A 24,411-nucleotide genomic window follows, 5' to 3' on the forward strand; every position below is an offset into this window, starting at 1 on the left:
ATTGTCATTAACCGGCTTGGCCCCATGTTGCTCTTGCAAATACCCCATGTTGCTCTTACAAATAGTAGTTCGTTAAAAAGGCACTATGTTGGTTACCGCGGATGACAACGAGCAACAGGACCGCGAAATGCCCATGCAAAGCCTGAAATAATAACATCCGGCAATTTTTACAATTTTTGCCTTAAACCATGAAGACCTTACCGTATAAAACCACGAATATGGTGGTTACAGCGCGCTGCTGTCGCGGGTTTGCCAAGGTGGAACAGTGCTTGCAGCGGTTAGTTACAGTGAGTAAACGTTAGCAATTAAGGAGTAACAAATGGCGATTATTAATTGGGCAACGGCAAAATATGAAGGCTTAGGTAAAGAAGGCAAAGGCCATGTTTCAACTGAATCGGGAGCACTTAAAGATCAGCCATACGGCTTTAATACCCGATTCGAAGACAAGGTCGGCACCAACCCTGAGGAGCAAATCGCGGCAGCGCACGCCTCGTGCTTTACCATGGCACTGTCGTTTGGATTGGCAGAGCAAGGCTTTAAGAAAGGCACCTTAGCGTCTAAGGCACAAATTACCCTGGTAAAGGAGGGTGATGGCTTTATCATAACAAAATCTGAAATAACGTTAGACGCCAAAGTACCCGGTATGAATGGCCAGGATTTTGAGAAAGCAGCAGTAGTGGCAAAGTTAAACTGCCCCATCTCAAAATTATTAAACTGTGATGTCACCCTGGACATAACCTCATTTGAAGGTAACTAGTTGTAGCTGACCGCTTGTGTCTTGATTTAGATCAGACTGTGCGTGTTGTCGTTGCTTTAAGGTAATTGCAACACAAACCAATACCGTTAGAGGTTCCGTCAATTTTGCTTTAGCATGGCGTTCTGCCATAAATTCTGGTGCGCTGGCTCGTGGAAAAACTGCTCTGGCTGCCAGCAGCGCGGCAGCAACTTTCGCAGGTAACGTGCTTCGCCATCTTGATACAACGCATTAAGTAAGGCTTTTAAACGATGCTCAGGCAGTACTTCCAGTTGCTCGCGGGCCACCTTGAAGTACAGGTTGTAATCGGTTTGCAGGCTGATGTCCATGCCAGTGTTGCGATACTGTTGCTGGCGGCTGACCACCCGGCAATTAGGGTGCTCTGGTTTTTGTGGGTACAGGCCATTTACAATGGCAAACTCGTAGCGGTCTTGCGGTTGTAGGTCGGCCCCTAGCGGGATAAACACTACACCATAGCCTTGTGGAAATAAGCCGGTTATGCGCAGCAGCTGATCAACCAGTAAGCCGTTGTATTCATTGCGTCTCGCGCCATCACGCATTAACAATGCCGCCTTGGGCAGTAAGGCATAATTAAAGCGTTGCCGGCCGGGCAATACAATAGAGGCATACACCTGCGGTACTTTTAACAGGCTGCCAAACAGCGTTTTATCGGCCGGGTTTAATTGCAATAGCTGGCTAAGCCACTGCAACCGTTGTTGCTGGGCAATAAAGTACAGTTCGCGCTCGGCTTTGTCATTGCCCTTATATGGTGCTATGCCAAAACCTTGTTGCAGCAATACCAGGCTGGCATCGGTGCTGATACTAAGCAAACGCTGGCGCTCTGCTGTACTTAACGCCCGGCCAGAATCAAACTGCGCCAGTTCACCTTGAATAATGTCCATGGCCTGTGGATGCAGTAAGCCAATATCTTGCAGTAATATCGCCATAACCAGTGGTAGTTGCACATGCTGGCGATACGGGCAATCGTCTGGGGACTGGCGGTTACGCAGCTGATAATGGCTAAGCAATGCCGGTTCGTCCAGCAACTGCTGCGCCAGTAAGTGGTCAAGCAGGCGCAGGCTTAACACTATCCGGTACAACGGTTTATAAGCAAATTGCACCAGTTCGCGCTGGCCTTTGGCCGTGGGCACCATAATTTGCAGGCACCCGAGCAGGCGGGCACTAAATGCCAGCGTTTCGTTGTGGTTGTCGCCTTCAGACAGTTGCAACAGCTGTTCGGCCAGCAATTGTAAATCGGCCCAGCGCATTAAGCGGGCTTTCTCATCCTGATATTGTAATTCAGTGTAGTGTTGGCGGGCTTGTTGCCGCGCTGCCTGGTTGGCTTTGGCTGAGTCTTGCAGATGCTGCCAGCGCTGCCCTGCTTGCTCAAGTTCAGTTTGTTGCTGGCGATAGCTGGCAAAGAACACTTTGCTGCGTTGATAAAAGCAGGTGGCCTCGCTGGAATACAGCGAGCTAAGCAAACGTTCCAGCCGGTACACCAGTACCGAACTTTTAGCGGTTTTTTTCAACGAGCGGGTTCCTTCTTTTTAAGCCCTTTAGCCTGACGCTTTAAGGCTTAACATAGCCTGAGTTGGGCTGAATGAAAAGCATTGCTCTGCTACTCAATGCCACTGCACCAGTTTGGTTACCAGAAAATGAACACTGCGCCATTTTAGCGCTTGTGAATACGTATTCATATTGCCAGTTGCCCCAAATAGGTTAATAACTAACCTAGAATAATTATGGCTGCTTAATTTCGTGTCCGAGTCGCATGGCCCGCGTCGCATGGAAAGCGCAACCAACAATAATAACAAAACGGGGACGAAGGTATGAATAAGTTTAAGCTTAGTCTGCTTAGCCTTGCTGTAAGTACAGCAGGGCTTAGTTCGATGGTAGTTGCCCAGCAGCAACCACCGGCAGACGAACCAACAGTAGAAGAACAGCAAGTTGAAGTGATACAGGTGCGGGGCTTTGCCAGTAGCTTGTTTCGCTCACTCGACAGCAAACGCTTTGGCGATGTGGTGTCAGAAACCATTTCGGCAGATGACTTGGGCGCACTGCCCGACGTGTCAATTGCCGATGCACTAACCCGCTTGCCGGGCATATCAGCGGTGCGCACCGGTGGCCAGGCAGCCGAAATTAACATACGGGGTATGTCAGGTGGTTTTGTTTTTTCCACCTTAAATGGCCGCGAGCAGGTGTCTACCAGTGGTAAGCGTAACATTGAGTTTGACCAGTATCCGTCAGAGTTAATTAACTCGGCGGCGGTGTATAAATCACCAAAAGCGTCATTAATTGAAGGCGGTGTGGCCGGTACGGTTGAGCTTAAAACCGCCAGTGTATTGCAAAACGACAAAGACCATAGCTTTAACGTTAACCTGCGCGGCATGTTTAACGACCGGGCAAGCGATGTACCAGACGGTAAAGATACCGGCCATCGTTTTAGTTTCTCCTACCAGGGGAAATTTCTGGATAACACCCTGGGCCTGGCATTGGGCTATGCCCGGTTATATCAGCCAAGTGTCGCTACCCAGTTTGTCGGTTTTGCTTACAATACCAGCCGGGATCTCAACAATGACAATCAATTGGAGTACCTCAGTGAGGGCTTTGAAATTCAACACCGGGGTGGTGAAGAAACCCGTAATGGCTTTATGGGGTCGATTGAGTGGCAGCCGCATGATGCCTTTAGCTTAAAAGCCGATGCGTTTATCTCAAAGTTTGATAAAGAAGCCTTTGCCCGTGGCTTCCGGGTGAAGTTCGAAAGTGATACAGCAAGTATTGGCAATCCACTTTATAACGGTTCATCTGTTATAGGGGGTAATATTGGCCGTACCACTAACGGTTTTACCCGGGTAGAAATTGTTAATGACGATAACCGCGATTATGACGAAGTAAAAAGCTTTGGTATTGCGGCGAATTGGGACATTAATGACAGAACCAAGCTGGTATTTGATGTGTCACATTCAGCGGCCAGCAGCGACTTTAGAAACGGCCTGCTATGGGCGTTGGTGGCAGAGGATGCCACTGTCGCTAACCCGGTTCTGGATACCAATGTGTCGATTAACTATCAGCTAAATGGCCTTAATTTGCCAGGTATTGGCTTGAACCAGGCCGACGCATTTTCAGATATTAACCGTTTAATGGTCAGTAAATACGGCATTTACCCTTATGTTAACTCTGATGAAGTTAACGCTGCCAAGCTGGATTTAACCTTTGATCTGGATTTACCGCTGGTGCGCTCGCTGGAGATGGGAGTGCGCTACTCTGCCCGCCGTTACTCTAATGACCGCTCAGTATTTGAGTATGGTAGTGATGGCATGTTTTTAACCTCGCAGCCACCACTGCGCTTAACCGCAGACATGACCAAAGTGGTCGATTTTAAAGGCGACTTTGCCAGCTACCCTAGTTATCTGGCAATCGACCTGGACAAGGCATTAGCCGCCTGGTTCCCGCAAGGCGTACCGCAACCCGTGCAATCCTGGGGTGCGGGTAACCCCGATGTTATTAATCGCGATGCTAATTCTAACGTTTCAACAGCGTGGTCTGTACTGGAAAGCGGCAATGTATATGAAGATGTGCTGGCCAGTTACCTGATGGCTAATCTGGATACTGAACTGTTCGGCTTACCACTTACTGGTAATATCGGTATCCGGCGGGTGACCACAGATCAACGTGCGACTAACTTGTCTGATGTTAACAAGGAGCCGGAACAAGGTGCCCAGAATATTGCCGATGAAACCGGGCTGATTAATACACGCTACGCTTCGGGGATTGTCGGCGAAAAATATACTAAACACTTACCCAGCCTTAACTTGAATTTAGCGTTAACCGATCAGTGGTTGTTGCGATTTGCGTCGGCCAAAGTTATTTCCAGAGCTCCTATTAATCGATTGGCATCAACTACTTCTTTTAATATCAGTGATTTAGGTGTTGTAACCGGCAATAGTTCGAATAGCCCTTTTTTGCGGCCATTTGAAGCCAACCAGTATGATTTATCGTTGGAATACTACTTTAGCTCTGGTGCCATCGCCGCAGCGTTGTTTTATAAAGATATAAAGTCTTTCATTCAGGATGATGAGATACCTGAGTTTGATTTTTCCACATTGGGCTTCAATGTTCCGGAAACTTTTATACCTGATCCAGAGTCCGGTGTGCCGGTTGCTACGCGGAATGGCTCGTTATTTACCGCGGTAAATAACGACAATGGTGGTTATATCCGTGGAGTGGAAATTGCCTGGACCCAGGTATTTAACACCCTACCAGGCGCATTCGCTGGCTTGGGCGCCCAACTTAGTTATTCCTATACCGAGAGCGAAATAACTCGTGAAAATAACTTAGGTGGCGAGCTAGTTTCTTCGCCGTTTGAAGGCTTATCAAAAAATGTGGTAAACGCCACGTTGTTCTGGGAATACGAAGGTATAGATACCCGGATTAATGGCCGTTATCGTTCGCCCTTTGTGTCGAGCCAGGTGGGCATAGACGAGCAAATTACCAATTTTCACAGTGAGCTGGTCGTGGATTTTCAGGCAGGTTATCAGTTTAACGACAACCTGAAGCTGTTGTTCCAGGTGAATAACCTGACCGACGAACCCACCAAAAGCTATTTTGGTGATAAAGCGCAAACCGGCACCATCCAGTTTTTTGGTCGTCAGTACTTTGTCGGTGCGGTGTACTCGTTTTAACCCAGCATAACGTTGCAGCATAGGCCTGGCCTGCTGCAGCGAGTAACAGAATAATCTGGAGTAAAAGAATAATGTTTAATTTTAAATGGTTTTACCCATCACTGTTTAACCCAAAAGGCCTGCTCAGGCTAAGCGCACTGACTATAACGGTTAGTGTGTTAGCGGCGTGTGGCGGCGACTCAACCGCACCCGGCGAAGAGCTGTTAACTTGCAGTGTGCCGCAAATACCTAACGCCAGTGGCACCAGCTGTATTGATCCTCCGCCGATACAATGTAGAAAACCCTCCTTTCCCAGCGCAAATAATGAGTCTTGCATTATTGGTTATGACCCAAATGCTCCCACTCCGGTAGTTATGGCTGGAGAGAATCAGGCGGTGCTATTTTACAAGCGGCCCGATGGGAATTATACCGGCTGGCTGTTGCATACCTGGAACAACGAAAGCTGTGATGCTTATCAACAGTCTTCAGTGGCACCTTCATGGGAAAATGGTTTGGTTCACACCGCTGTGGATCAAAATTATGGTGCTTATTGGCTACTGAATTTAAAACCTGGTTATGCTGGAACCGAAGGTGCATGCGGTAATTTTATTGTTCATAAAGGCGATGAAAAAGATTTAAGCCAGGGCGACTTAAAAATGCCGCTGACACAGCAGCAACCTGAAGGAGAACCTAATTTCTCTACGATGAACTGGACATTCTCCGGAACTGCCGATATTTATCAATACCCGGTAGTTTCACTTGGCGTGAACATTAGCGGCGCGGCTGCCCATTGGCTAGATACCAATACTTTTGTATGGAATTCAGTTTTTGCTGAAACAGCCAATGAGGTCAAACTTCACTACGCTGCTGATGCAAGTTTGGAAGTGGATTTCAGTGAACAAATTGTTGGTACGGCGGTAGAGCTAACCCCTGTCGCGCTAAGCGAAGCACAACAAACCCTGGTGCCGCATATGGCCAATGCTGCAGCTTTTAGCGTTGATTTTACTGCAGATGAAGCCAAAGCTATGGCGAAAAACCAGTTAGCGCTGGGGGCATTTAATAGCGACGGTGAATTAATAGCTGCCAGTTATGTTCAGGTAGCCAAGGTGCTGGACGATTTATACGCCAGTGGCGAAGAGAGCGCATTGGATGCCAACCTGGGCATTCAATACGAGGGCGGTAATATTACTGCTGCAGTGTGGGGCCCCACTGCCCGCAGCATGGCCTTAAAAGTGTATAACAGCGACAAAACCGTTGCGGCCAGCCACCCGATGAGCATGGACCCGCAAACCGGCGTTTGGTCCTACACCGGGGCACAAAGTGCATTAGACCGTAAATTCTACCGTTATGAAGTGACGGTATACCATCCGTTAACCCGGGCGATTGAAACCATTGAAAGCACCGATCCCTATTCACTCAGTGTGTCTACTAACGGCGCTTACAGCCAGTTTGTTAACCTGGCGGATGCCGATTTGGCGCCAGAGGGCTGGAGCGAGCGCACGGTGCCGGTGGTAACAACCCCGGAAGATATTGTTATTTACGAAGGCCATGTGCGCGACTTTAGCGTGCGCGATATGAGCACCACTGCGGCTAATCGTGGTAAGTATCTGGCGTTCACTGAAATGGAAGCCTTGCCCGTCCAGCATTTGAAAAAGCTGGCATACAACGGTTTAACCCATTTTCATGTGTTGCCGTTAAACGACCAGGCCAATATTGAAGAGCGTGCCAACCGCCGCATTAATTTAACTGACACCGTAGCGCAGCTATGTGCCTTAAATGCCACGGCCCCGGTCTGTGGTGTAGCAAGTGCCAGTGCCACGCTTATGTCCTTACTTGAAGGCTACCTGCCATACAGCGATGATGCGCAGGCACTGATTGAATCTATCCGGCGGATTGACGCCTTTAACTGGGGCTACGACCCGCACCACTTTATTGCGGTAGAAGGCAGTTACGCCTCAAACCCTGAAGGCGAAGTACGAATTAAAGAAGTACGTGCCATGGTAAAAGCCTTGAATGACCTTGGCCTGCGGGTAGCACTGGACGTGGTGTACAACCACACTAGCAGCTCTGGCCTGTTTGCCAACTCGGTATTTGATAAACTGGTGCCGGGTTATTACCACCGTTATAACGAAACCACCGGTACTGTCGAGCGCTCTACCTGTTGTGAAAATACCGCAACCGAGCACAAAATGTTCGATAAGTTTATTAAAGATTCGTTAGTGATTTTAGCCCGTGACTTTGGCTTTAACGACTTCCGCTTCGACATTATGGGCCATCACCCGAAAGACAACCTGTTGGCCGCGCGGGAAGCGGTAAGAGCGGTTGACCCTAATACCTACTTTTATGGCGAGGGTTGGAATTTTGGTGAAGTGGCAGACAACCGCTTATTTACCCAGGCCAAGCAGCAAGATATGGCCGGCACCGAAGTGGGCAGCTTTAACGACCGGATGCGCGAGGGTGTGCGCAGTGCCGCTATTTTTAGTGGGGTGAATAACGACGGTAACCTGGCCGAGCAGGATATTATCCGCATCAGCTTAGCGGGTACCTTAAAAGATTACGTGCTGAAGAACTATCGTGATATTACCGGCCCGGCTTCCAGTGCCAACTGGAATGGTCAGGCAGCGGGGTATGCTGAAGATCCAGCTGATATTATCAACTATGTCTCAAAACACGATAATGAAACGCTATGGGATATACTGCAAAGCCGTTTGCCGCAAGCGTTCAGTGCGACAGAGCGGGTGCGGGCTCAGAATGTGTCTATTGCCATTCCATTAATGAGCCAGGGCATTCCATTTTTACAAATGGGTGGCGACTTCCTGCGCTCAAAATCGATGGACCGCGACAGCTATGATTCCGGCGATTGGTTTAACTATGTAGATTTCACCATGCAAACCAACAACTGGGCCGTCGGTTTACCTAATGCTGAGAAAAATCGCGATAACTGGGACAGTATTGCCGCGTTATTCCTAAACCCAAATACCCAGGTTGGCAGCAACGATATTATGTTTGCCTCTGATGTGTTTACCGAGTTTCTGGCCATTCGTAGCGCCAGCCCACTATTCCGTTTAACCACGGCGCAAGATGTAATGGACCGGCTGGGCTTTCATAATATTGGCAGTAATCAAACTCAGGGCGTAATTGTTATGTCAATTGACGACGGTATCGGCCTGGCTGACTTGGACCCAAGGCACGATGCCTTAGTGGTAATGATTAACGGTACCGCCCAGGAGCAAGCGCATGCTGTGCCTACCGCGGCGGGTTTCGACTTACACCCTATGCAGCAAGCGTCTGTAGATGCCACAGTGGCAATGGCGAGCTTTACCGGCGGCACTGATGAGGGCACCTTTACCGTGCCAGCATATAGCATGGCGGTATTTGTTAAATCACAAATGGGTGAGCAAGGCACTGGTTTATCTGCCGATGCGACATCAGGCGCACCGGATATTCCACCGTATCAAGCCACCACTGTGTTTGTGCGCGGTGCTATGAATGGTTGGGGAGAAAGTGATGCCTTTAACTATGCCGGCGCAGGCATTTACAATGCTACCTTAAATATTAATGCTGGCAGCTACGAGTTTAAAGTGGCGTCTGCCGATTGGTCTTCGGTTAACCTGGGCGCGGGCTCCGCCGGTAATCAGGTGGTAGTTGATACGCCTATTGTTATTGCACCCAGTAACGATAACCTGCGCATCGACATTGCGACTAGCTCTGCTTACGTGTTTACCTTAAACGCGCTTAACCCGGCGGCGCCCACGCTGACCGTGCGCGAATATGTGCCTTACGGCGCCACCACCGTATTTTTACGTGGCGGTATGAACGGCTGGGGCGAAGCCGATGCCTTTGAATATTTGGGTGCTAACTTGTACAGCGTGGATATTAGTATAACTGCCGGCAGCTACGAGTTTAAAGTAGCCTCCAGCGACTGGGCCACAGTAAATATGGGTGCAGGTGCCGCCGGTGGCACAGTAACAGAGGGCAGCCCACTGCAAATAGAAGCCAGCAACGACAACCTGAATATGAGCTTTGCCGAAAACGCAGTATATAAATTCCTGTTAGATGCCACGTTAACCGCAACGCCAGAGCTAACGGTTACCAAGCAATAAGGTGGTAATAAAATGGAAAAAGCTGCAGCCAGTCTGCAGCTTTTTTTATGGCAGCGACAAAGACTAAGCCGGTGTTATTCTATCGGGGTTGTTAGGGTACTTAGTAGCTGCTGCGCCTGTTGCCTTGTTGCCTGCTGCGCCTCAGTCACCGGAGCCGGGGTTAATATAGCCCGCTGCAAATAGCCCTTCGCTTCGGCTTTACGGCCAGCTTTTAGTAATATTTGCGCAGCTTGCATATTGGCATTAGCGTCATGGGGTAAGGCATCTGCCATAATTTTTAAGGTTTTTAATAGCATATCGCCATCACCCTGCTGATGATAAACCTGTGCATTGCGGTTTTGCAGGCTAAGCCAGTCTAGTTTTCCTTCGACATACGCCTGGCCCCATTGCTGCTGCAAGGTTTCTGCTACAGGAAACTGCACCGGCTTTGGCGAATGGCTAAACGGGTAGTCGGCTTTTAGCTGTAAAATACGTAAATAGCCGGCATGTTCTTCCGCTGGCGTAATGGGGCGTTCTTGCCAGGCAACGCTTGCCGGTACAATATTGGCTGCTACCGCCTGTCGCCAACTCCCCAATGCCTGGTTGCGGGCCAGTGCATTATAAAAACTGTCGGCCAGTAAAAAATAGCCTTGTACGTTGGGGTGAACATGCTCCAGCAATAAGCTGTTACCAACAATGCCGGCAGGTGAATTAGCTATAAAGGCCGCTTCAGTATCTACCACTGTCGCGTTATAACGCTTGGCCAGTTGGCGAATATGCTGGTTAATAGCCTCTGGCGCCCGAAAGCGCAGTAAGTCGTGCTCTTTAGCTAACATAAAATGCTGTTTTGCTGGCACTGCCATACCTCGGTGCTGGTATTGCTGGCCTAGCTGATAATGAAAGGCGGCTGAGTTGGCCGTTTCTGCCTGGCTAGTAAGTGCGGCCAGCAAGGTTAACTCGGCGGCTGACACTGCGGCTTCGGTTGTTGCAGCCAGTTGAGCCAGCGGCTTTAGCGCCTGCGCGGGGATGGGTTTACTGTTAAAAGGCGGCTGGTCGGCTAAATTACTGACCAGCGTGCTGATATACACCGGAATGCCAGCGTGTTGATACTTTGCCAGTAAGCGGCTGATGTTAGATTGAAACTGCGCCAGCCCAGCCTGATACTGGGCCGAGCCAAGGGCAATATCTTTGTCCCGTGCAACCCGCGCCATAAAGGTGCGGCTGCTTTCATCGGTTGCTTGTGGCGCCGGACTAAGTTGCTGATACAGTTGCTCCAGTACCTGAAAGCTGTGTAATTGACGTAAGCGGATCATTAGCCTGGTCACTGCTGGGCTTTGCCCGGCAATATAATTTGAACCTACCCCCAGTAAGCCTAAATACTCATTGTGACCAGCGTAAATAAGCACGGCAGCAGGTTTAACGGCAATAATGTCATCGGCTAAATCTAGCAGGGTGTAGCTGTTTACTGCCGCTAAGGCAGTATTTAACACCTCTACCCGCTGCGTGGGAAAGGTGCGGCTTAAGCGTTGCTCCAGCATCGCCGCCAGTGAGGCGCCTGCGCCATAAGGGTAACCGGCGGCACTGGAACCACCTTGCACTACCAGCCGGATGCCGTTTTCGGGTTTATTAACCAGCAAAAAGCCGGGCTCCATTTTCACCGTTGGCAGCGCGGTATTATTGGCAAAATAGCGTTTTACAAGGTCGGTTTCGGTTACCCAATATGCCGGGTTAGCCGGGTTAGGTTTAAGCAATGGCCAGTGTTGGCCTGTGCCGCTAAGCCTTAAGGCTAGCTCCACCAGCAGCAATAGCAGTAGCGGTAATGCCAGGGCAATAGCCCTGAAAAGCCAAATTCGCATTAGGTTAGCCTCCTGCTGCTAATTGTTGCTGTAATTGCCGCTGCTGACGCAGTGCAATCGGGTGCTGTGGCTCAAGTGACAAAATGTGCTCTACTTCGCTAAGGGCCCGGCTACGTTGTTGCTGATAATAATAACTGCGCGCCAGCATTAAGCGGTAGTCGATATTCTCTGGTGCGCTGGCCACGGCTTTACGCTGATAATAGGCTGCCAGCGGCACGTCCTGGCTGTCGAAATACAGTTGGCCGGCCACAAAAGCTAAGTGGTGCTCGTGTGGCAGTGCATCGGCCAATAGCCCGGCCACTTTAGCCGCATCGCCAATGCGGCCCTGCTGTTGATACAGTGTCACTACCCGTTGGCTGGCTTCAAGCCAACTTAGGCCGTTACTGCGCTCGCGCGCCAGTTCGTTAAACGGGTTAGTGCTGCTGGCAAAGCTTACCGGCTGTGGTGTTGATACAAACGGATAGTCGGCTGTCAGCTGGCGCACTTTAAAGTCTGCCAGTGCCAGATCCACTTCTGTCAATGGTATATCGGCCAGCGCTTGCTGTAGGTTGCTGGCTGGTAAAGTCAAGCCGAGTTGCTGTTGTACCAGCGGCAAAAATGCTTCGGCTATCCAAAAGTAACCGCGCTGGTTCGGGTGTAAGTGTTCCAGGATGAGCTCGTTGCCAATGATCTGCTGTGGGCTGTATTGACGCAGTAGCGCTTCGGCATCAACCAATGGTAGCTTAAAGGCGGTGCTCAGTTCGCGAATACTCTGGTTAATGGCAAGTGGCGCCCGAAAGCGCAGTAAGTCGTGCTCGCGGGCTAATTGGTAATGCTGTAGCGCCAGTGCAGCGTGCGTTGTTTGCCGGTATAGCGTGGCTAACTGATAGTGCCAACTGGCAACATCCGGCTGCCTTGCTAACGCCTGCTGCAGTTGTTGCTGATTAGCATTATTAATGGCGGGCGCGGTTGAAACAAACGGTGGCTGATCGGCTTCATTACTGGCAACCGTGCTTAGTAGTACCGGAATGCCGGCGGCCTGATAACGTTGCAGCATGTCGCGCATGTTGGCATTAAACTGCTGAATACCGGCATTAAATAACGCGCTGTCTAGGCTAATTTCTGTTTGGCGGGCAATATTTGCCATTAAAGTGCGGTTTTGCTCGGGTAGCGCTGGGGTATTAAACTGGGCGGCTATGCGTTGCAGTACCTGAAATAACGCTAATTTTCGTAGCGTTAAATAGCATAACTTACTGCTATGGCTGTATTGCCCGGCAAAGGCAGAACCTACTCCCATTACCCCTAAAAACTCATTATGGCCGGCATATACCAGCAGTAAATCAGGTTTAAGGGCAATAATTTCCTGGCTAAAATCGAGCAGGCTATAAGAATTAATGGCGGCCATCGCCAGGTTAATTACTTCAATATTTTGCTCGGGGTACAGCCGTTTTAAACGCTGCTGTAGCATAGCTGCGGGTGCGCCCCAGCGCCCATAAGGAAAGCCTGCGGCGCTAGAGCCACCAATAAAAATAAGCCGTTTTTGGCCGCTGGCTTTGTTGGCGCGAAAATACTGGGTATCGGGGCTAACGGCAGGGGCTAAGCCGGGTGCGTTAAAGTAGCGGTTAATAAGGTGCGGGTTAGGCTGCAAATAGCCTGGCATGCCTGTTACCGGCACGGTTAAAGGGTAAGGTTGATACCAGCGAGTTTGGCGCAGCAGCAGCTCTGCCAATAGCAGTAATAATAACGGTATTACCAAGGCAATAAGGTAGAACAGCGCTTTTTTGCCAGTGCTGGTTTTTGAGTGTGGTGTGCGTGCAGCAGCAGATGAGTTGGGCATCGGGCTTTACAAAACAGACTGAATAAAACGACGTTAACCTATGTTAAATGCGCCAGCAAGTTTTGGCGCATTTGAACTACCGGTAGAACTGAATTAAGGTTACTTTAGTTACGTATTCAGTTATTAAGGGCAGCAACCGAGCCAGCTTATGCGTTATATTCTTGGTATTTCCTGTTTTTATCACGACAGTGCGGCGTGTTTACTAGCCGATGGTGTTATTGTCGCTGCTGCGCAGCAAGAGCGCTTTAGCCGGCTAAAACACGATGCCGCGTTCCCGGCAGATGCCATTGGCTATTGTCTGGCCGAGGCGGGCATTAGTGTTACTGAGCTTAGTGCCGTGGTGTTTTATGACAAACCGCTGCTAAAGTTTGAGCGGTTACTGGAAACCTATTTGGCCCATGTACCGCGCGGTTTTCGCTCTTTTCTGGCGGCGATGCCGGTATGGCTGAAAGAAAAACTGTATTTAAAAACCGTGCTGCGCCGTGAACTGCGTGCTTTAGCTGGCTTAAGCAGCAACACAACGCTACCGCAGCTGCTGTTTAGCCAGCATCATCAGGCGCATGCTGCCTCGGCGTTTTACCCCAGCCCGTATCAGGAAGCCGCGGTAATTTGCCTCGACGGTGTGGGTGAATGGGCTACCTCTACTATCTGGCATGGCAAAGGTAATACCCTAACGCCGCTGTTTGAGCTGCAGTTTCCGCATTCACTTGGCTTGTTATATTCAGCATTTACTTATTATTGTGGTTTTAAGGTTAATTCTGGTGAATATAAGCTGATGGGGCTGGCACCTTATGGCGAGCCGCGCTTTGTTGAGACTATTTACCGTCAGCTGATTACCGTGAAAGCCGATGGCAGCTTTGCCCTGAATATGGAGTATTTTGATTATCCGGTGGGGTCGTGCATGACCAGCCGCAAGTTTACCCGGTTATTTGGCGCTCCACCGCTTAGCCCCGATGCCACTCCCAGTCAATTATATTTAGATATAGCCTGCTCGGTGCAGCAGGTTACCGAAGACATTGTACTAAAAATTGCTCAGCATGCTCAACGACTGACCGGTACCACCAAGGTGTGTTTAGCCGGTGGGGTGGCGCTAAATTGTGTGGCGAATGGCCGCTTGCTGCGCGAAGGCCCTTTTACTGACATTTGGGTGCAGCCGGCAGCCGGTGATGCGGGTGGTGCGTTAGGTGCGGCAATGCTGGCCTGGCATCAGTATTACCAGCAGCCTAGGGCCGCCAATGAGCAGCAGGACCAAATGCAAGGCAGCTTTTTGGGGCCGGCGTATAGCGAGGCAGCCATAAAGCAGTTGTTAGACAGTCAGCAAATACCGTATCAGCAGCTTACTGACGACATGCTGTTTCACAGCACGGCCGGCCTGTTGGCAGCAGGGCAGGTGGTGGGCTGGTTTCAGGGGCGAATGGAGTTTGGCCCCAGGGCGCTGGGTAACCGCTCTATTCTGGGGGATGCCAGAAGCGCCACTATGCAGCGCCTTCTTAATGTAAAAATTAAACAGCGTGAGTCATTCCGGCCTTTTGCGCCAGCGGTGTTGGCCGAACGTGCCAGTGAGTACTTTGATATTAGCTGCGCCAGCCCGTATATGTTACTGGTAGCAAAAGTAAACCCGAAGCTGTGTATTAGCCAGCCGCCAGTCGTGCACGGTTTAGCCCAGTTGGCGCAGCAACGCTCTAGCCTGCCGGCCATTACCCATATTGACTATACCGCCCGGGTGCAAACGGTTAGCCAGCAAACTAACCCGGTGTTTTATCATTTACTGCAAACCTTTAACGAGCTAACCGCCACGCCGTTGTTAATTAATACCTCGTTTAATGTGCGCGGCGAGCCACCGGTGTGTAGCCCGGCTGATGCCTTGCAGGGCTTTCTGGCCACCGACATGGATTACTTGGTAATGGGTAATTGTTTACTGAGCAAAGCAGAGCAGGCTGCAGCAAAGCTTACCGCGGCCAGGCAGCGCAGCTTTGCCGCAGATTAAGCCGATACCTTTATTAAGTCTATTTTTAGCAGGAGCGTTAAGCACAGTATGATGCCATTATTATTAAAAACTGACCGCGCCGGGTTGCGCGCCTTTGGCTGGCAAATGAGTATTGCTGTGCTACTTATTTTTATGTTGCTGCTGCCCTGGCTATTTGGCTCGCTGGTAAATGGAGGGTTACCGTTATGGCCGGGGGGTATCTCAGCAATATTACTGCTGCTGGCCTGGTTTTATCCACTGGGGTTATATTACCCGTATCGGGCTTGGATGGCTTTTGCCACGGTAATGGCCTGGTTCAATACCCGTTTGCTGCTGGGCCTGGTATTTTACCTGATGTTATTGCCAATGGGCCTGGTGTTACGGTTATTGAGTAAGCTGCAGTATAACCGTAAACCAACGGCTGACAGTTATTGGCTGGCACCGGACAAAATACCTACCGCGAAAGATTTAGAGGATCCGTTTTAATGCAGGAATTTATCACTGATTTATGGGCTTTTTTACGGGTGCGCAAAAAAATCTGGTTGTTACCGGTTATTTTGGTGCTAGCCTTGCTGGGTGGCCTGGTAATAGTAAGCCAGCAATCGGCCTTGGCGGGGTTTATATATACGTTGTTTTAAGCAGTTCTTTAGCCAGTACTTTACGGCTGTGTGCGTCACTATTGGCTAACTGGCGTCAGATCCTGTAAGCTGCACGCCCTTCAAAACGAGGGCCACTGCAGCTGCGGCAGATTTTTCTCGCAGCCTTTATTGCGGGATAACGCATGCAATTTACCGATTTAAACCTCTCGAACGACATTTTAAAAGCCATTAGCGACAAAGGGTACACTACGCCGTCGCCTATTCAGCAACAAGCCATACCGGCGGTATTATCTGGCAAAGATCTTATGGCTGCTGCACAAACTGGTACCGGTAAAACGGCAGGCTTTACCCTGCCATTATTACAAATGTTAAGTGAAGGCAGTAGCCAGGGCCGTAAAGTGCAGGCTAACCAGGTGCGGGCGCTTATTTTAACCCCTACCCGCGAGCTGGCCGCGCAAATTGCTGAAAGCGTTAAAGTGTATGGTAAATACCTGCCACTGCGCTCAGCGGTAGTATTTGGCGGGGTAAGCATTAACCCGCAACTAATGGCACTGCGTAAAGGTGTCGATATTTTGATCGCAACCCCAGGCCGTTTGCTGGATTTATATCAGCAAAACGCCATGCGTTTTACTCAGCTGGAAGTGTTGGTTCTGGACGAAGCTGACCGGATGCTGGATATGGGCTTTATTCGCGACATTAAAAAAATTCTGGCGTTGTTGCCAGCAAAACGGCAAAACCTGCTGTTTTCCGCTACCTTCTCTAATGAAATTCGTACCCTGGCTAAAGGCCTGCTGCATAACCCGGCTGAAGTTACGGTAACGCCGCCTAACAGCACGGTAGAAAAAATAGAGCAGTGGATTTATCCGGTAGATAAAAACCAAAAAGCGGCGGCGTTAATTTCTTTAGCGAAACAGCATAACTGGCGCCAGGTGTTGGTGTTTACCCGCACCAAACATGGTGCCAATAAACTGAGTTTACAGCTGGAGAAAGCCGGTATTAGCGCTTTAGCCATTCATGGCAATAAAAGCCAGAATGCCCGCACCAAAGCCCTGGCCGAATTTAAAGCCGGTACTATCCGGGTGCTGGTGGCCACCGATATTGCTGCCCGCGGCTTAGACATTGATATGCTACCGCATGTAGTGAATTTTGATTTACCGCATGTCGCAGAAGATTACGTACACCGTATTGGTCGTACCGGCCGTGCCGGCGCTTCTGGTCAGGCTATTTCATTAGTGTGTGCTGATGAGTCAAAAGAACTGGCCGGCATTGAACGCTTAACCAAACAGATAATTCCACGCCAGGTTATTGCCGGCTTTGAACCAGTGCAACAACTGCCAGACAGCAACCCGAACAGCAAACCCGACCGGCCAAAAAGACCAAGAACCGAACATCGGGACGGCCGCCGTTCACCACGCAGTTAAGTGCATAAATTAGCTAATCGCACGGCTGCGATTAGCCAGCCTGTTAGGTTGTTACGTTGTTATTACAGCAAATCTGAATATACTAAGTTACAGGAAGTTTAGGAGCAGCATAAATATGTACGGTTATATTGCTCGTCAGCCCATTTTCTCTGCTGATAAAACGGTATATGGTTATGAGTTGTTATTTCGTGATGGTGAGCTAAACAGTTTCCCCAATATCGATGCTGACGAAGCGACCAGTAAGTTGTTATTGCAGCATCATTTGTTATTAGGTGTTGAAAGAATAACCGGCAATAAGCCGGCTTTTATAAACTTTTCTGCTGATACTCTGCTGCATCGTTTTCCCACCTCGATAAACCCGGCCAGTACCGTAATAGAAATATTAGAAACGGTGCCGGCTACTGCTGAATTGTTAGCGGTGTGCCAAAGCTTGCACAGTCAAGGCTATAAACTGGCGCTGGATGACCACGACTTTGACCCAAAGTGGGATGAATTTCTACCTTACATTACCTATGTAAAAGTAGATGTATTGCAGTTTAATATGCTGCAAATTAGCCGTTATTTGCGGCGTATTGCCAGTTATTCGTTGGTGCTGCTGGCAGAAAAAGTTGAAACTGCTGAGCAATTTGAAAAGCTTAAAATGCTGGGGTTTCATCTGTTTCAGGGGTATTTATTTGCCCGGCCGGAAATGATGAAACAAAAGCAATTAAACTCCAGCAAGGCTAATTTGCTACTGTTGATCGCGGAAGCATCAAAAGTAGAATTAGATTTTGAGTTGCTGGCCGGTATTTGCCAGCGCGATGTCGGTTTATCCTACAAATTAATGCGCTTTGTTAATAACAGCCAGTTTGCTGCCCGCCAGCCCATTAGCTCACTTAAGTTGGCGATGGTGTCGATGGGCGAGCCGGAACTTAAAAAATTTATTGCGCTGTTAGCGTTGGCAAATTTAGCCGATGGCGTGCAGGACGACCGGCTAACCGTAGCATTAACCCGTGCCCGTTTTTGCGATTTATTAGCAGTACAAAAACGGTTATCGAATAACCCGCCCAGTGCTTTTTTAACCGGCTTGTTTTCCAACGTACATGAAATTATTGAGCAACCGCAACAGCTAATGCTAGAGCAACTGCCACTGCAAACTGAAATAAAGCAGGCTTTACTGACGCACACTGGTTTGCTCGGCCAGATTTTGCAATTAACGCTGGCCTTTGAGCGCGGCGATTGGCAGCTTACCATCAATTTAGAGCAGCAAATAAGCGGTATTGCTGAATTAGCCGAGGTGTATCAGGACGCGGTGCGCTGGGCCGATAGTATTTTGGTTAGCTAGCTGCCTTGGCATAGCGTCTTTGTAAAACACGCTGCATACGTATGCAGCAAAAAAAGCCAGCCATTACGGTTTATTCTGCGCTAACTTAAGCGGTTAATATAGCGACAGGGTAAACAGCCATGATTAAACATTTTCAAAAAAACCACCGCCTTTCTCCCCAGAATATCAATATGTTGCTGGCAGGGGTTTTTGCCTTTAGTGTAACCAGCTGCGGCCAGCCGCCCTTAGAGCAAGGCCCGTTAGCACAGGCCACGCCAGCACAAGCTGAAACTCGGCCTTTACCTGAACTTACCAGTGATGGTAAGCCGGTGGTGTATCAGGTATTTACCCGCTTATTTGGCAACACTAACACCAATAATTCCCCCTGGGGCACACTGCAAGAAAACGGCGTGGGTAAGTTTAATGACTTTACCGATGAGGCCCTTACGGGCATTAGGGCACTTGGCACCAGCCATATCTGGTATACCGGCGTGCCGCATCATGCGTTAATTAATGATTACACGGCCTACGGTATTAGCCTGGACGATCCGGATGTGGTTAAAGGCCGTGCCGGCTCGCCCTATGCGGTAAAAGATTATTACAGTGTAAGCCCCGATTTAGCCGTTAACCCGGCTAACCGGTTGGCCGAATTTAAAGCGTTAATCGAGCGCACGCATCGGCACGGTATGCAGGTAGTAATAGATATTGTGCCAAACCACGTGGCGCGCGATTATCAGTCGCTGGCAAAACCAGCGGGCGTAACCGATTTTGCTGCCAGTGACGATAATAGTGTCGACTATGCCCGCGATAATAATTTTTATTATGTACCGGGCCAGCCGTTTCAGGTGCCTGAGTGGCCTTCTACTTATCAGGTATTGGGCGGCGAGCCGCACCCCGGCGCTGACGGTAAATTTGCTGAAAACCCGGCTAAATGGACCGGTAATGGTGCCCGCGCTGCTAAACCAGCCTTTGACGACTGGTACGAAACGGTAAAAATTAACTATGGCGTGCGGCCGGACGGCAGCCTCGATTTCGATAGCCTGCCGGCTAGCTACGCTGAAAAAGACTGGCAAGCGCATTATCAGTTCTGGCAGGGAAAGGACGTGCCGGACTCCTGGCAGAAATTTCGTGACATTACACTGTACTGGCTCGATTTCGGCGTAGATGGCTTTCGCTATGATATGGCTGAAATGGTGCCGGTTGAATTCTGGAGCTATTTAAACTCGCATATTAAACAGCGGAACCCCAATGCATTTTTGCTGGCGGAAGTGTATCAACCGGCGTTATATCGTGATTACATAAAACTGGGGTTAATGGATTACCTGTACGACAAGGTCGAATTTTACGACAGCTTAAAGCTGGTAATGCAGGGTAAGGGGCCTACCTCAGCGTTAGTGGAAACTCAGCAACGCATGACCGATATTGAACAGCATATGTTGCACTTTTTGGAAAACCATGACGAGCAGCGTATTGCTAGCCCCGAATTTGCCGGTGATGCCCGCAAAGGCATGCCCGCCATGGTGGTGTCGGCGCTAATTAGTACCTCGCCCACCATGCTGTATTTTGGTCAGGACGTGGGTGAGCCGGGTGCCGACAATGCCGGTTTTGGTAAGCCAAGCCGTACTAGTATTTTTGATTACATTGGTGTGCCGCACCATCAGCGCTGGATGAATGGTGGTAAATTTGATGGCGGCGCGCTAACGGCTAACGAGGCGGCGCTGCGCGATTTTTATCTGCGGTTAATGCGCTTCAGTGCCAGTGCGCCGGCGTTACTGGGTGATTACTATCAGCTGCATAGCGCTAACCTGGCCAATAATACGGCTTATGGCGAGCAGCAACTGGCTTTTGCCCGCTATAGCAGTTCCAGGCAGCAAGCTAGCCAGCAATTAATTGTGGTCAGTAATTTTAACGCGCAACACCCCAGCCAGTTTGAGTTGATACTACCGGCAGAGCTGATCAGTAAGTGGCAACTGGCAGAGGGGCAGTATGCTCTGGTAAATCAGTTAGCCGCTGAGTTAACAGAGCATACGGCAGAGCTGCGGGTTACAAATGGCGTAGGGCGGGTTACTATTGCGCTGGCGCCGCTGGCTTCAGTGGTGTATCAGTTGCCGTATCAGGAGTAAACATGCGCTATTTTCTATCATTAGGCCGCTTACTAACCGCCTTTAGCTTGCTGGCCATGTTTAGCCTGGCTGCTGCTGATTATCAGTCACATCGCCAGCTGGGTAATCAGCTATTATTGACCACCAGCGAGGGTGAGCTGGCTATAACTTTTTTTCAGCCACAAGTGGCCGAAGTGCATTATCAACCAGCGGGTTATCAGCAACTGCCCTCGTTTGCTATTGGCAGCCAGCCAGTGCCATTAACCCTTACTGTAGCCGATAACGGTGATCACTTACTGTATCGTTCGGCTGAAATGCGCATTAAGGTGGCGAAATCGCCGCTTAAACTCAGTTTTTATAAAGGCGAGCAGCTAATTACCGAAGAGCAACCTGGTTTTTTCCGTGAGAACGGCCAGTTGGGCTTTAAATTTGCGTTAACGGCGCAAGAAAAGCTGTTTGGTGCCGGCCAGCGGGTGCTGGGGATGGACCGTCGTGGTCACCGGCTGCCGTTATATAACAAAGCACACTACGGTTACAGTACGCAGTCTACGCAAATGTATTTTAGTTTGGCTGGGGTTATGTCCAGTAACAAATATATGCTGTTATTTGACAACTCGGCCAGTGGTCATATTGATTTAGGTAAAACCGCCGCCAATACGCTGGAATTTAGTGCAATGGGTGGCCGCAGTGCCTATATCGTGGTGGCGGGCGACAGCTTCCCCGAGCTTATCGACAACTACCTGAGTGTTAGCGGTAAGCCACCACTGCCAGCACGCTGGACGCTGGGCAGTTATGCTTCACGGTTTGGGTATCGTAGTGAAGCAGAAGCGCGGGCAGTGGTTAAAAAATACCGCGAGCTGGGCCTGCCGCTCGATGCCATCGTGCTGGATTTATACTGGTTCGGCCCGGATATTAAAGGCCATATGGGTAACCTTGACTGGGACCGAGAAGCGTTTCCTGAGCCTGAGCAAATGCTGGCCGATTTTAAAGCCGATGGCGTCAACACAATTTTAGTGACCGAGCCGTTTGTGCTTACCAGTTCAACACGCTGGCAAGAAGCAGTAGCCGCCGGTGTATTAGCCACGGCGCCCGATGGCTCGCCAAAAACCTTTGATTTTTACTTTGGTAATACCGGCTTAATTGACGTGTTTAACCCGGTAGCGGCCGATTGGTTTTGGCAAATATACAAAGACTTAGCCGAGCAAGGTGTGGCCGGGGTATGGGGCGACTTAGGCGAGCCAGAAGTTCACCCTGCCGACACCCAGCATATGCTGGGCAGTGCCGATGAAATACATAATGCCTATGGCCATCGCTGGGCAGAGCTGGTGTACCGTGGCTATAAGCGCAACTTTGCTGACACCCGGCCGTTTATTATGATGCGTGCCGGCAGTCTGGGCTCGCAGCGTTACGGCATGGTGCCCTGGACCGGCGATGTTGAACGCAGCTGGGGTGGTTTGCAGCCGCAGGTAGAATTAGCGCTGCAAATGAGCTTGTTCGGCTTTGGTTATATTCATTCTGACTTAGGTGGCTTTGCCGGTGGCGAAGAATTTGATGCCGAGTTATACATTCGCTGGCTGCAATATGGGGTGTTTCAGCCGGTGTATCGGCCTCATGCGCAGGAGCATATTGCACCAGAGCCGGTGTTTCATAGCAAGCAGGTTATTGACACTCTGCGGCCTTACCTTAACTTGCGTTATCAGCTGCTACCCTATTTGTATACCATGGCCTGGCAGCACAGCCAAACGGGCATGCCACTAATGCGGCCGCTGTTTTTCCTCGATGAAAGCAACACCGATTTTATGGATGAAACCAACAGTTATCTGTGGGGCGATGCCTTTTTAGTGGCACCGGTAACCAAACCGGGTGTAACACGCTGGCCGGTAAATATGCCTGCAGGGGTCTGGTTCGACTTTTTTAGCGGTAAGCGTTATGTCGGCGGCCAGAAAACAGACATACCGGTAACGCTTGATACGCTGCCGGTATTGGTAAAAGCCGGTAGTTTTCTGCCAATGGTGGCGCCAATGGCCAGCACCCGTGATTACAGCTCAAAAGCGTTAACGGTACATTATTATGACGATAGTTCAGTAAGTTGCAGTAAAGGCTACATGTATGAAGACGATGGTATTAGCGCTAACAGCACTGAAAACAGCAACTATGAGCTGCTGAATTTCTATTCGCTGGCTGATGATAATGGCCTGAAACTGGAGTTTAGTCGCAGTGGCGGCGATTACGCCGGCAAGCCGGCAAGCCGCGAGCTAACCGTAGTGCTGCATAATCAGCCAGTTAAAGCCCGCCGGGTAACGGTAAATGGCCAGTTTATTGCCATTGTCGCCCAGCCACAGCGTTTTGCCCGCCAGCAAAATGTGGCGTACTACGATAAAGCCAGCCAGCAATTACACATTAAAACGCACTGGCAGGGCGAAAAGCTACAATTAGCGGTGCGCTAGCACCGCTAGAGCCTGGCCGTTAACAGGTACAGTTAATAATTGTAACAATTTGATCTAACCCTTAAGGTTCCCTAGGGGTAATTGCTCGGACGGTTACGGAATACGCATGGATTGCGCTTCATCATTCTAAGTGAAACGCCCTGTGCGGAGTCGTCTGGGCCGACATTTCGGTGCAGGGTGTTGTGGGGGCTGGAGGCTAGATACCTCTGGCTACCCGATTAGGCCTTTATTCACTGAAAAACCCAAGATAATTGAGTAATACTAATAAAGCGCCTGATAGCCCCGAAATTGTTAATAACCAATAAAACACAAAACCTAAAACCTGATCGAGTTTAGTTGTATTTTCAAATAATATAGTTGCATTAGCATACATAAATGAAAACCTGCTATTTTCAATCTTTTTTGTCCAAGACCTTGGAAGCGAAAACGCTTGAGCAACATTAATAATATCCCAACCACTCGCATACTCTAAACCAAGAGCGTCTTTTGTCTTTGGATTTTTTCTTAATTTTCTAACAGTTACTTGACCAAATACTACATATAAAATACACGCAATAAGCATGAAAATAGCAACAAAGCCTAATAATTGAGAAAATATACTCACAATACACCTATTGATTTCATGATAGTGTCGTACCAATCACCACTATTATTTTTTACAGCATAATTCATACCTATGGAAGCGACGGCAGCAGTACCTGCAACGGCAACACCTCCCACAATTAAACCAACCCAACCGATCGGCGTAGCCACCATTAAAAACATTAAGGCAGCCCCACCTGCATTAACAACTGCAGTACCAGTCACAGCACTCAAAGCAAAACTACTCGATTCAATAAACATTTCACGCTCCCAGTTACCACCTGCTTTATAGCTATTCTGAATACTACCTACACGACTACCAAAGTCGATAACAGCAATACCGTCACCTAAGAATTTTGCATGTTTAGTAAATTTAACAATTTTGTCGGCTTGAACAGGTGTCATAATGTCTAATTTAGCCATGTTTCTACTACTTTTAGCGATATTAGCGCCTCGGTCAAAGTTTGTTAGTGGTGTGCCTCGGCTAGATTTAACTTGGCTAGTTACCACCCTTACTTCGTGTCTAAAGCTATTTTGCATTTTATCAAAAGTCATTTTTGCTTTTTGTTTAGCGGCTATTTTAAGAGGTGATTTACTTTTTGCTGCTTGGCTATATTCCATTAAAGCAGATTGGTAGTTTTTGACTGAGCCAAAAAAGCCTCCCATTCTTTTTGCGTAGACACTGGTAGATGCGCCCATTAACCCAACATTGTACTCTTGCAACGTGAGCGTAACACCAACCGCACATTCCAGCTTTAGCTAAATCTGCTTACCCTGTCTGGATCTACAACCAGGCAGAGGTTTCACATGAACCGCAGAACA

The 24,411-nt window shown here is 49.3% G+C and carries 15 protein-coding genes; 10 read left to right on the plus strand and 5 right to left on the minus strand.

The genetic code is table 11. The features are described from left to right. Positions 1-319: 319 nt before the first annotated feature. Positions 320-757, plus strand: coding sequence for an OsmC family protein (locus tag VT06_RS12435; protein WP_046554633.1), 438 nt, complete (start codon positions 320-322; stop codon positions 755-757). Positions 758-855: 98 nt separating this feature from the next. Here the strand turns inward: VT06_RS12435 and VT06_RS12440 are convergent, their stop codons facing one another. Continuing rightward, a complete protein-coding gene (locus tag VT06_RS12440) occupies positions 856-2,283 on the minus strand; it encodes a hypothetical protein (RefSeq protein ID WP_046554634.1) in 1,428 nt (475 codons plus the stop codon). Positions 2,284-2,583: 300 nt separating this feature from the next. On the opposite strand from VT06_RS12440, the gene VT06_RS12445 reads away from it, so the two are divergent. Both VT06_RS12445 and VT06_RS12450 read left to right on the plus strand, forming a co-directional pair. Then, entirely contained in the window at positions 2,584-5,436 is a 2,853-nt protein-coding gene (locus VT06_RS12445) for a TonB-dependent receptor (protein WP_046554635.1), read from the plus strand. Positions 5,437-5,507: 71 nt separating this feature from the next. Beyond that, positions 5,508-9,518 (plus strand): alpha-1,6-glucosidase domain-containing protein, encoded by a 4,011-nt coding sequence (locus tag VT06_RS12450; protein ID WP_200897974.1) that lies wholly within the window; start codon positions 5,508-5,510, stop codon positions 9,516-9,518. A 74-nt stretch (positions 9,519-9,592) separates the two neighbouring features. Here VT06_RS12450 and VT06_RS12455 read toward each other — a convergent pair whose 3' ends face one another. After that, a complete protein-coding gene (locus VT06_RS12455; protein ID WP_046554636.1) occupies positions 9,593-11,353 on the minus strand; it encodes an SGNH/GDSL hydrolase family protein in 1,761 nt (586 codons plus the stop codon). 4 nt (positions 11,354-11,357) lie between these two features. Next, positions 11,358-13,169, minus strand: coding sequence for a hypothetical protein (locus tag VT06_RS12460; RefSeq protein ID WP_046554637.1), 1,812 nt, complete (start codon positions 13,167-13,169; stop codon positions 11,358-11,360). Positions 13,170-13,317: 148 nt separating this feature from the next. Here VT06_RS12460 and VT06_RS12465 point away from each other — a divergent pair, with 148 nt between their 5' ends. The 7 genes from VT06_RS12465 (at position 13,318) to VT06_RS12490 (ending at position 23,007) form a co-directional block, all read left to right on the plus strand. Beyond that, a complete protein-coding gene (locus VT06_RS12465) occupies positions 13,318-15,156 on the plus strand; it encodes a carbamoyltransferase (RefSeq protein ID WP_046554638.1) in 1,839 nt (612 codons plus the stop codon). Positions 15,157-15,204: 48 nt separating this feature from the next. Next, positions 15,205-15,621: an SxtJ family membrane protein gene (locus VT06_RS12470; protein WP_046554639.1), complete on the plus strand. Its 417-nt coding sequence runs from the start codon at positions 15,205-15,207 to the stop codon at positions 15,619-15,621. Beyond that, positions 15,621-15,773, plus strand: coding sequence for a DUF5989 family protein (locus tag VT06_RS18470; RefSeq protein ID WP_200897975.1), 153 nt, complete (start codon positions 15,621-15,623; stop codon positions 15,771-15,773). Before VT06_RS12470 ends, VT06_RS18470 begins: the two co-directional genes overlap by 1 nt. A 143-nt stretch (positions 15,774-15,916) precedes the next feature. After that, entirely contained in the window at positions 15,917-17,155 is a 1,239-nt protein-coding gene (locus tag VT06_RS12475) for a DEAD/DEAH box helicase (RefSeq protein ID WP_046554640.1), read from the plus strand. A 115-nt stretch (positions 17,156-17,270) separates the two neighbouring features. After that, complete coding sequence (locus tag VT06_RS12480; RefSeq protein WP_046554641.1) at positions 17,271-18,479, plus strand: EAL and HDOD domain-containing protein; 1,209 nt, start codon at positions 17,271-17,273, stop codon at positions 18,477-18,479. A 119-nt stretch (positions 18,480-18,598) separates the two neighbouring features. Beyond that, on the plus strand, positions 18,599-20,581 hold the full coding sequence (locus VT06_RS12485; RefSeq protein ID WP_235357425.1) for an alpha-amylase family protein: 1,983 nt from the start codon (positions 18,599-18,601) through the stop codon (positions 20,579-20,581). A gap of 2 nt (positions 20,582-20,583) precedes the next feature. After that, positions 20,584-23,007, plus strand: a complete 2,424-nt coding sequence (locus tag VT06_RS12490; protein WP_046554642.1) for a TIM-barrel domain-containing protein — start codon at positions 20,584-20,586, stop codon at positions 23,005-23,007. Positions 23,008-23,233: 226 nt separating this feature from the next. Here VT06_RS12490 and VT06_RS12495 read toward each other — a convergent pair whose 3' ends face one another. Together VT06_RS12495 and VT06_RS12500 are read right to left on the minus strand one after the other, a co-directional pair. Then, positions 23,234-23,611 carry a hypothetical protein gene (locus VT06_RS12495; RefSeq protein WP_200897976.1) on the minus strand — a complete coding sequence of 126 codons (378 nt, stop codon included), beginning with the start codon at positions 23,609-23,611 and terminating at the stop codon, positions 23,234-23,236. Further along, positions 23,608-24,312: a hypothetical protein gene (locus tag VT06_RS12500; RefSeq protein WP_200897977.1), complete on the minus strand. Its 705-nt coding sequence runs from the start codon at positions 24,310-24,312 to the stop codon at positions 23,608-23,610. Before VT06_RS12500 ends, VT06_RS12495 begins: the two co-directional genes overlap by 4 nt. Between the last annotated feature and the right edge of the window lie 99 nt (positions 24,313-24,411).

Source organism: Arsukibacterium sp. MJ3, assembly GCF_000987765.1.
GTDB lineage: Bacteria > Pseudomonadota > Gammaproteobacteria > Enterobacterales > Alteromonadaceae > Alishewanella.

What these genes read in the sequence shown, in the direction of transcription:
- VT06_RS12475 (WP_046554640.1), top strand. Translation starts at nt 15,917, where the DNA reads ATGCAATTTACCGATTTAAACCTCTCGAACGACATTTTAAAAGCCATT.
- VT06_RS12460 (WP_046554637.1), bottom strand. Translation starts at nt 13,169, where the DNA reads ATGCCCAACTCATCTGCTGCTGCACGCACACCACACTCAAAAACCAGC.
- VT06_RS12435 (WP_046554633.1), top strand. Translation starts at nt 320, where the DNA reads ATGGCGATTATTAATTGGGCAACGGCAAAATATGAAGGCTTAGGTAAA.
- VT06_RS12450 (WP_200897974.1), top strand. Translation starts at nt 5,508, where the DNA reads ATGTTTAATTTTAAATGGTTTTACCCATCACTGTTTAACCCAAAAGGC.
- VT06_RS12445 (WP_046554635.1), top strand. Translation starts at nt 2,584, where the DNA reads ATGAATAAGTTTAAGCTTAGTCTGCTTAGCCTTGCTGTAAGTACAGCA.
- VT06_RS12470 (WP_046554639.1), top strand. Translation starts at nt 15,205, where the DNA reads ATGATGCCATTATTATTAAAAACTGACCGCGCCGGGTTGCGCGCCTTT.
- VT06_RS12465 (WP_046554638.1), top strand. Translation starts at nt 13,318, where the DNA reads ATGCGTTATATTCTTGGTATTTCCTGTTTTTATCACGACAGTGCGGCG.
- VT06_RS12455 (WP_046554636.1), bottom strand. Translation starts at nt 11,353, where the DNA reads ATGCGAATTTGGCTTTTCAGGGCTATTGCCCTGGCATTACCGCTACTG.
- VT06_RS18470 (WP_200897975.1), top strand. Translation starts at nt 15,621, where the DNA reads ATGCAGGAATTTATCACTGATTTATGGGCTTTTTTACGGGTGCGCAAA.
- VT06_RS12480 (WP_046554641.1), top strand. Translation starts at nt 17,271, where the DNA reads ATGTACGGTTATATTGCTCGTCAGCCCATTTTCTCTGCTGATAAAACG.
- VT06_RS12490 (WP_046554642.1), top strand. Translation starts at nt 20,584, where the DNA reads ATGCGCTATTTTCTATCATTAGGCCGCTTACTAACCGCCTTTAGCTTG.
- VT06_RS12485 (WP_235357425.1), top strand. Translation starts at nt 18,599, where the DNA reads ATGATTAAACATTTTCAAAAAAACCACCGCCTTTCTCCCCAGAATATC.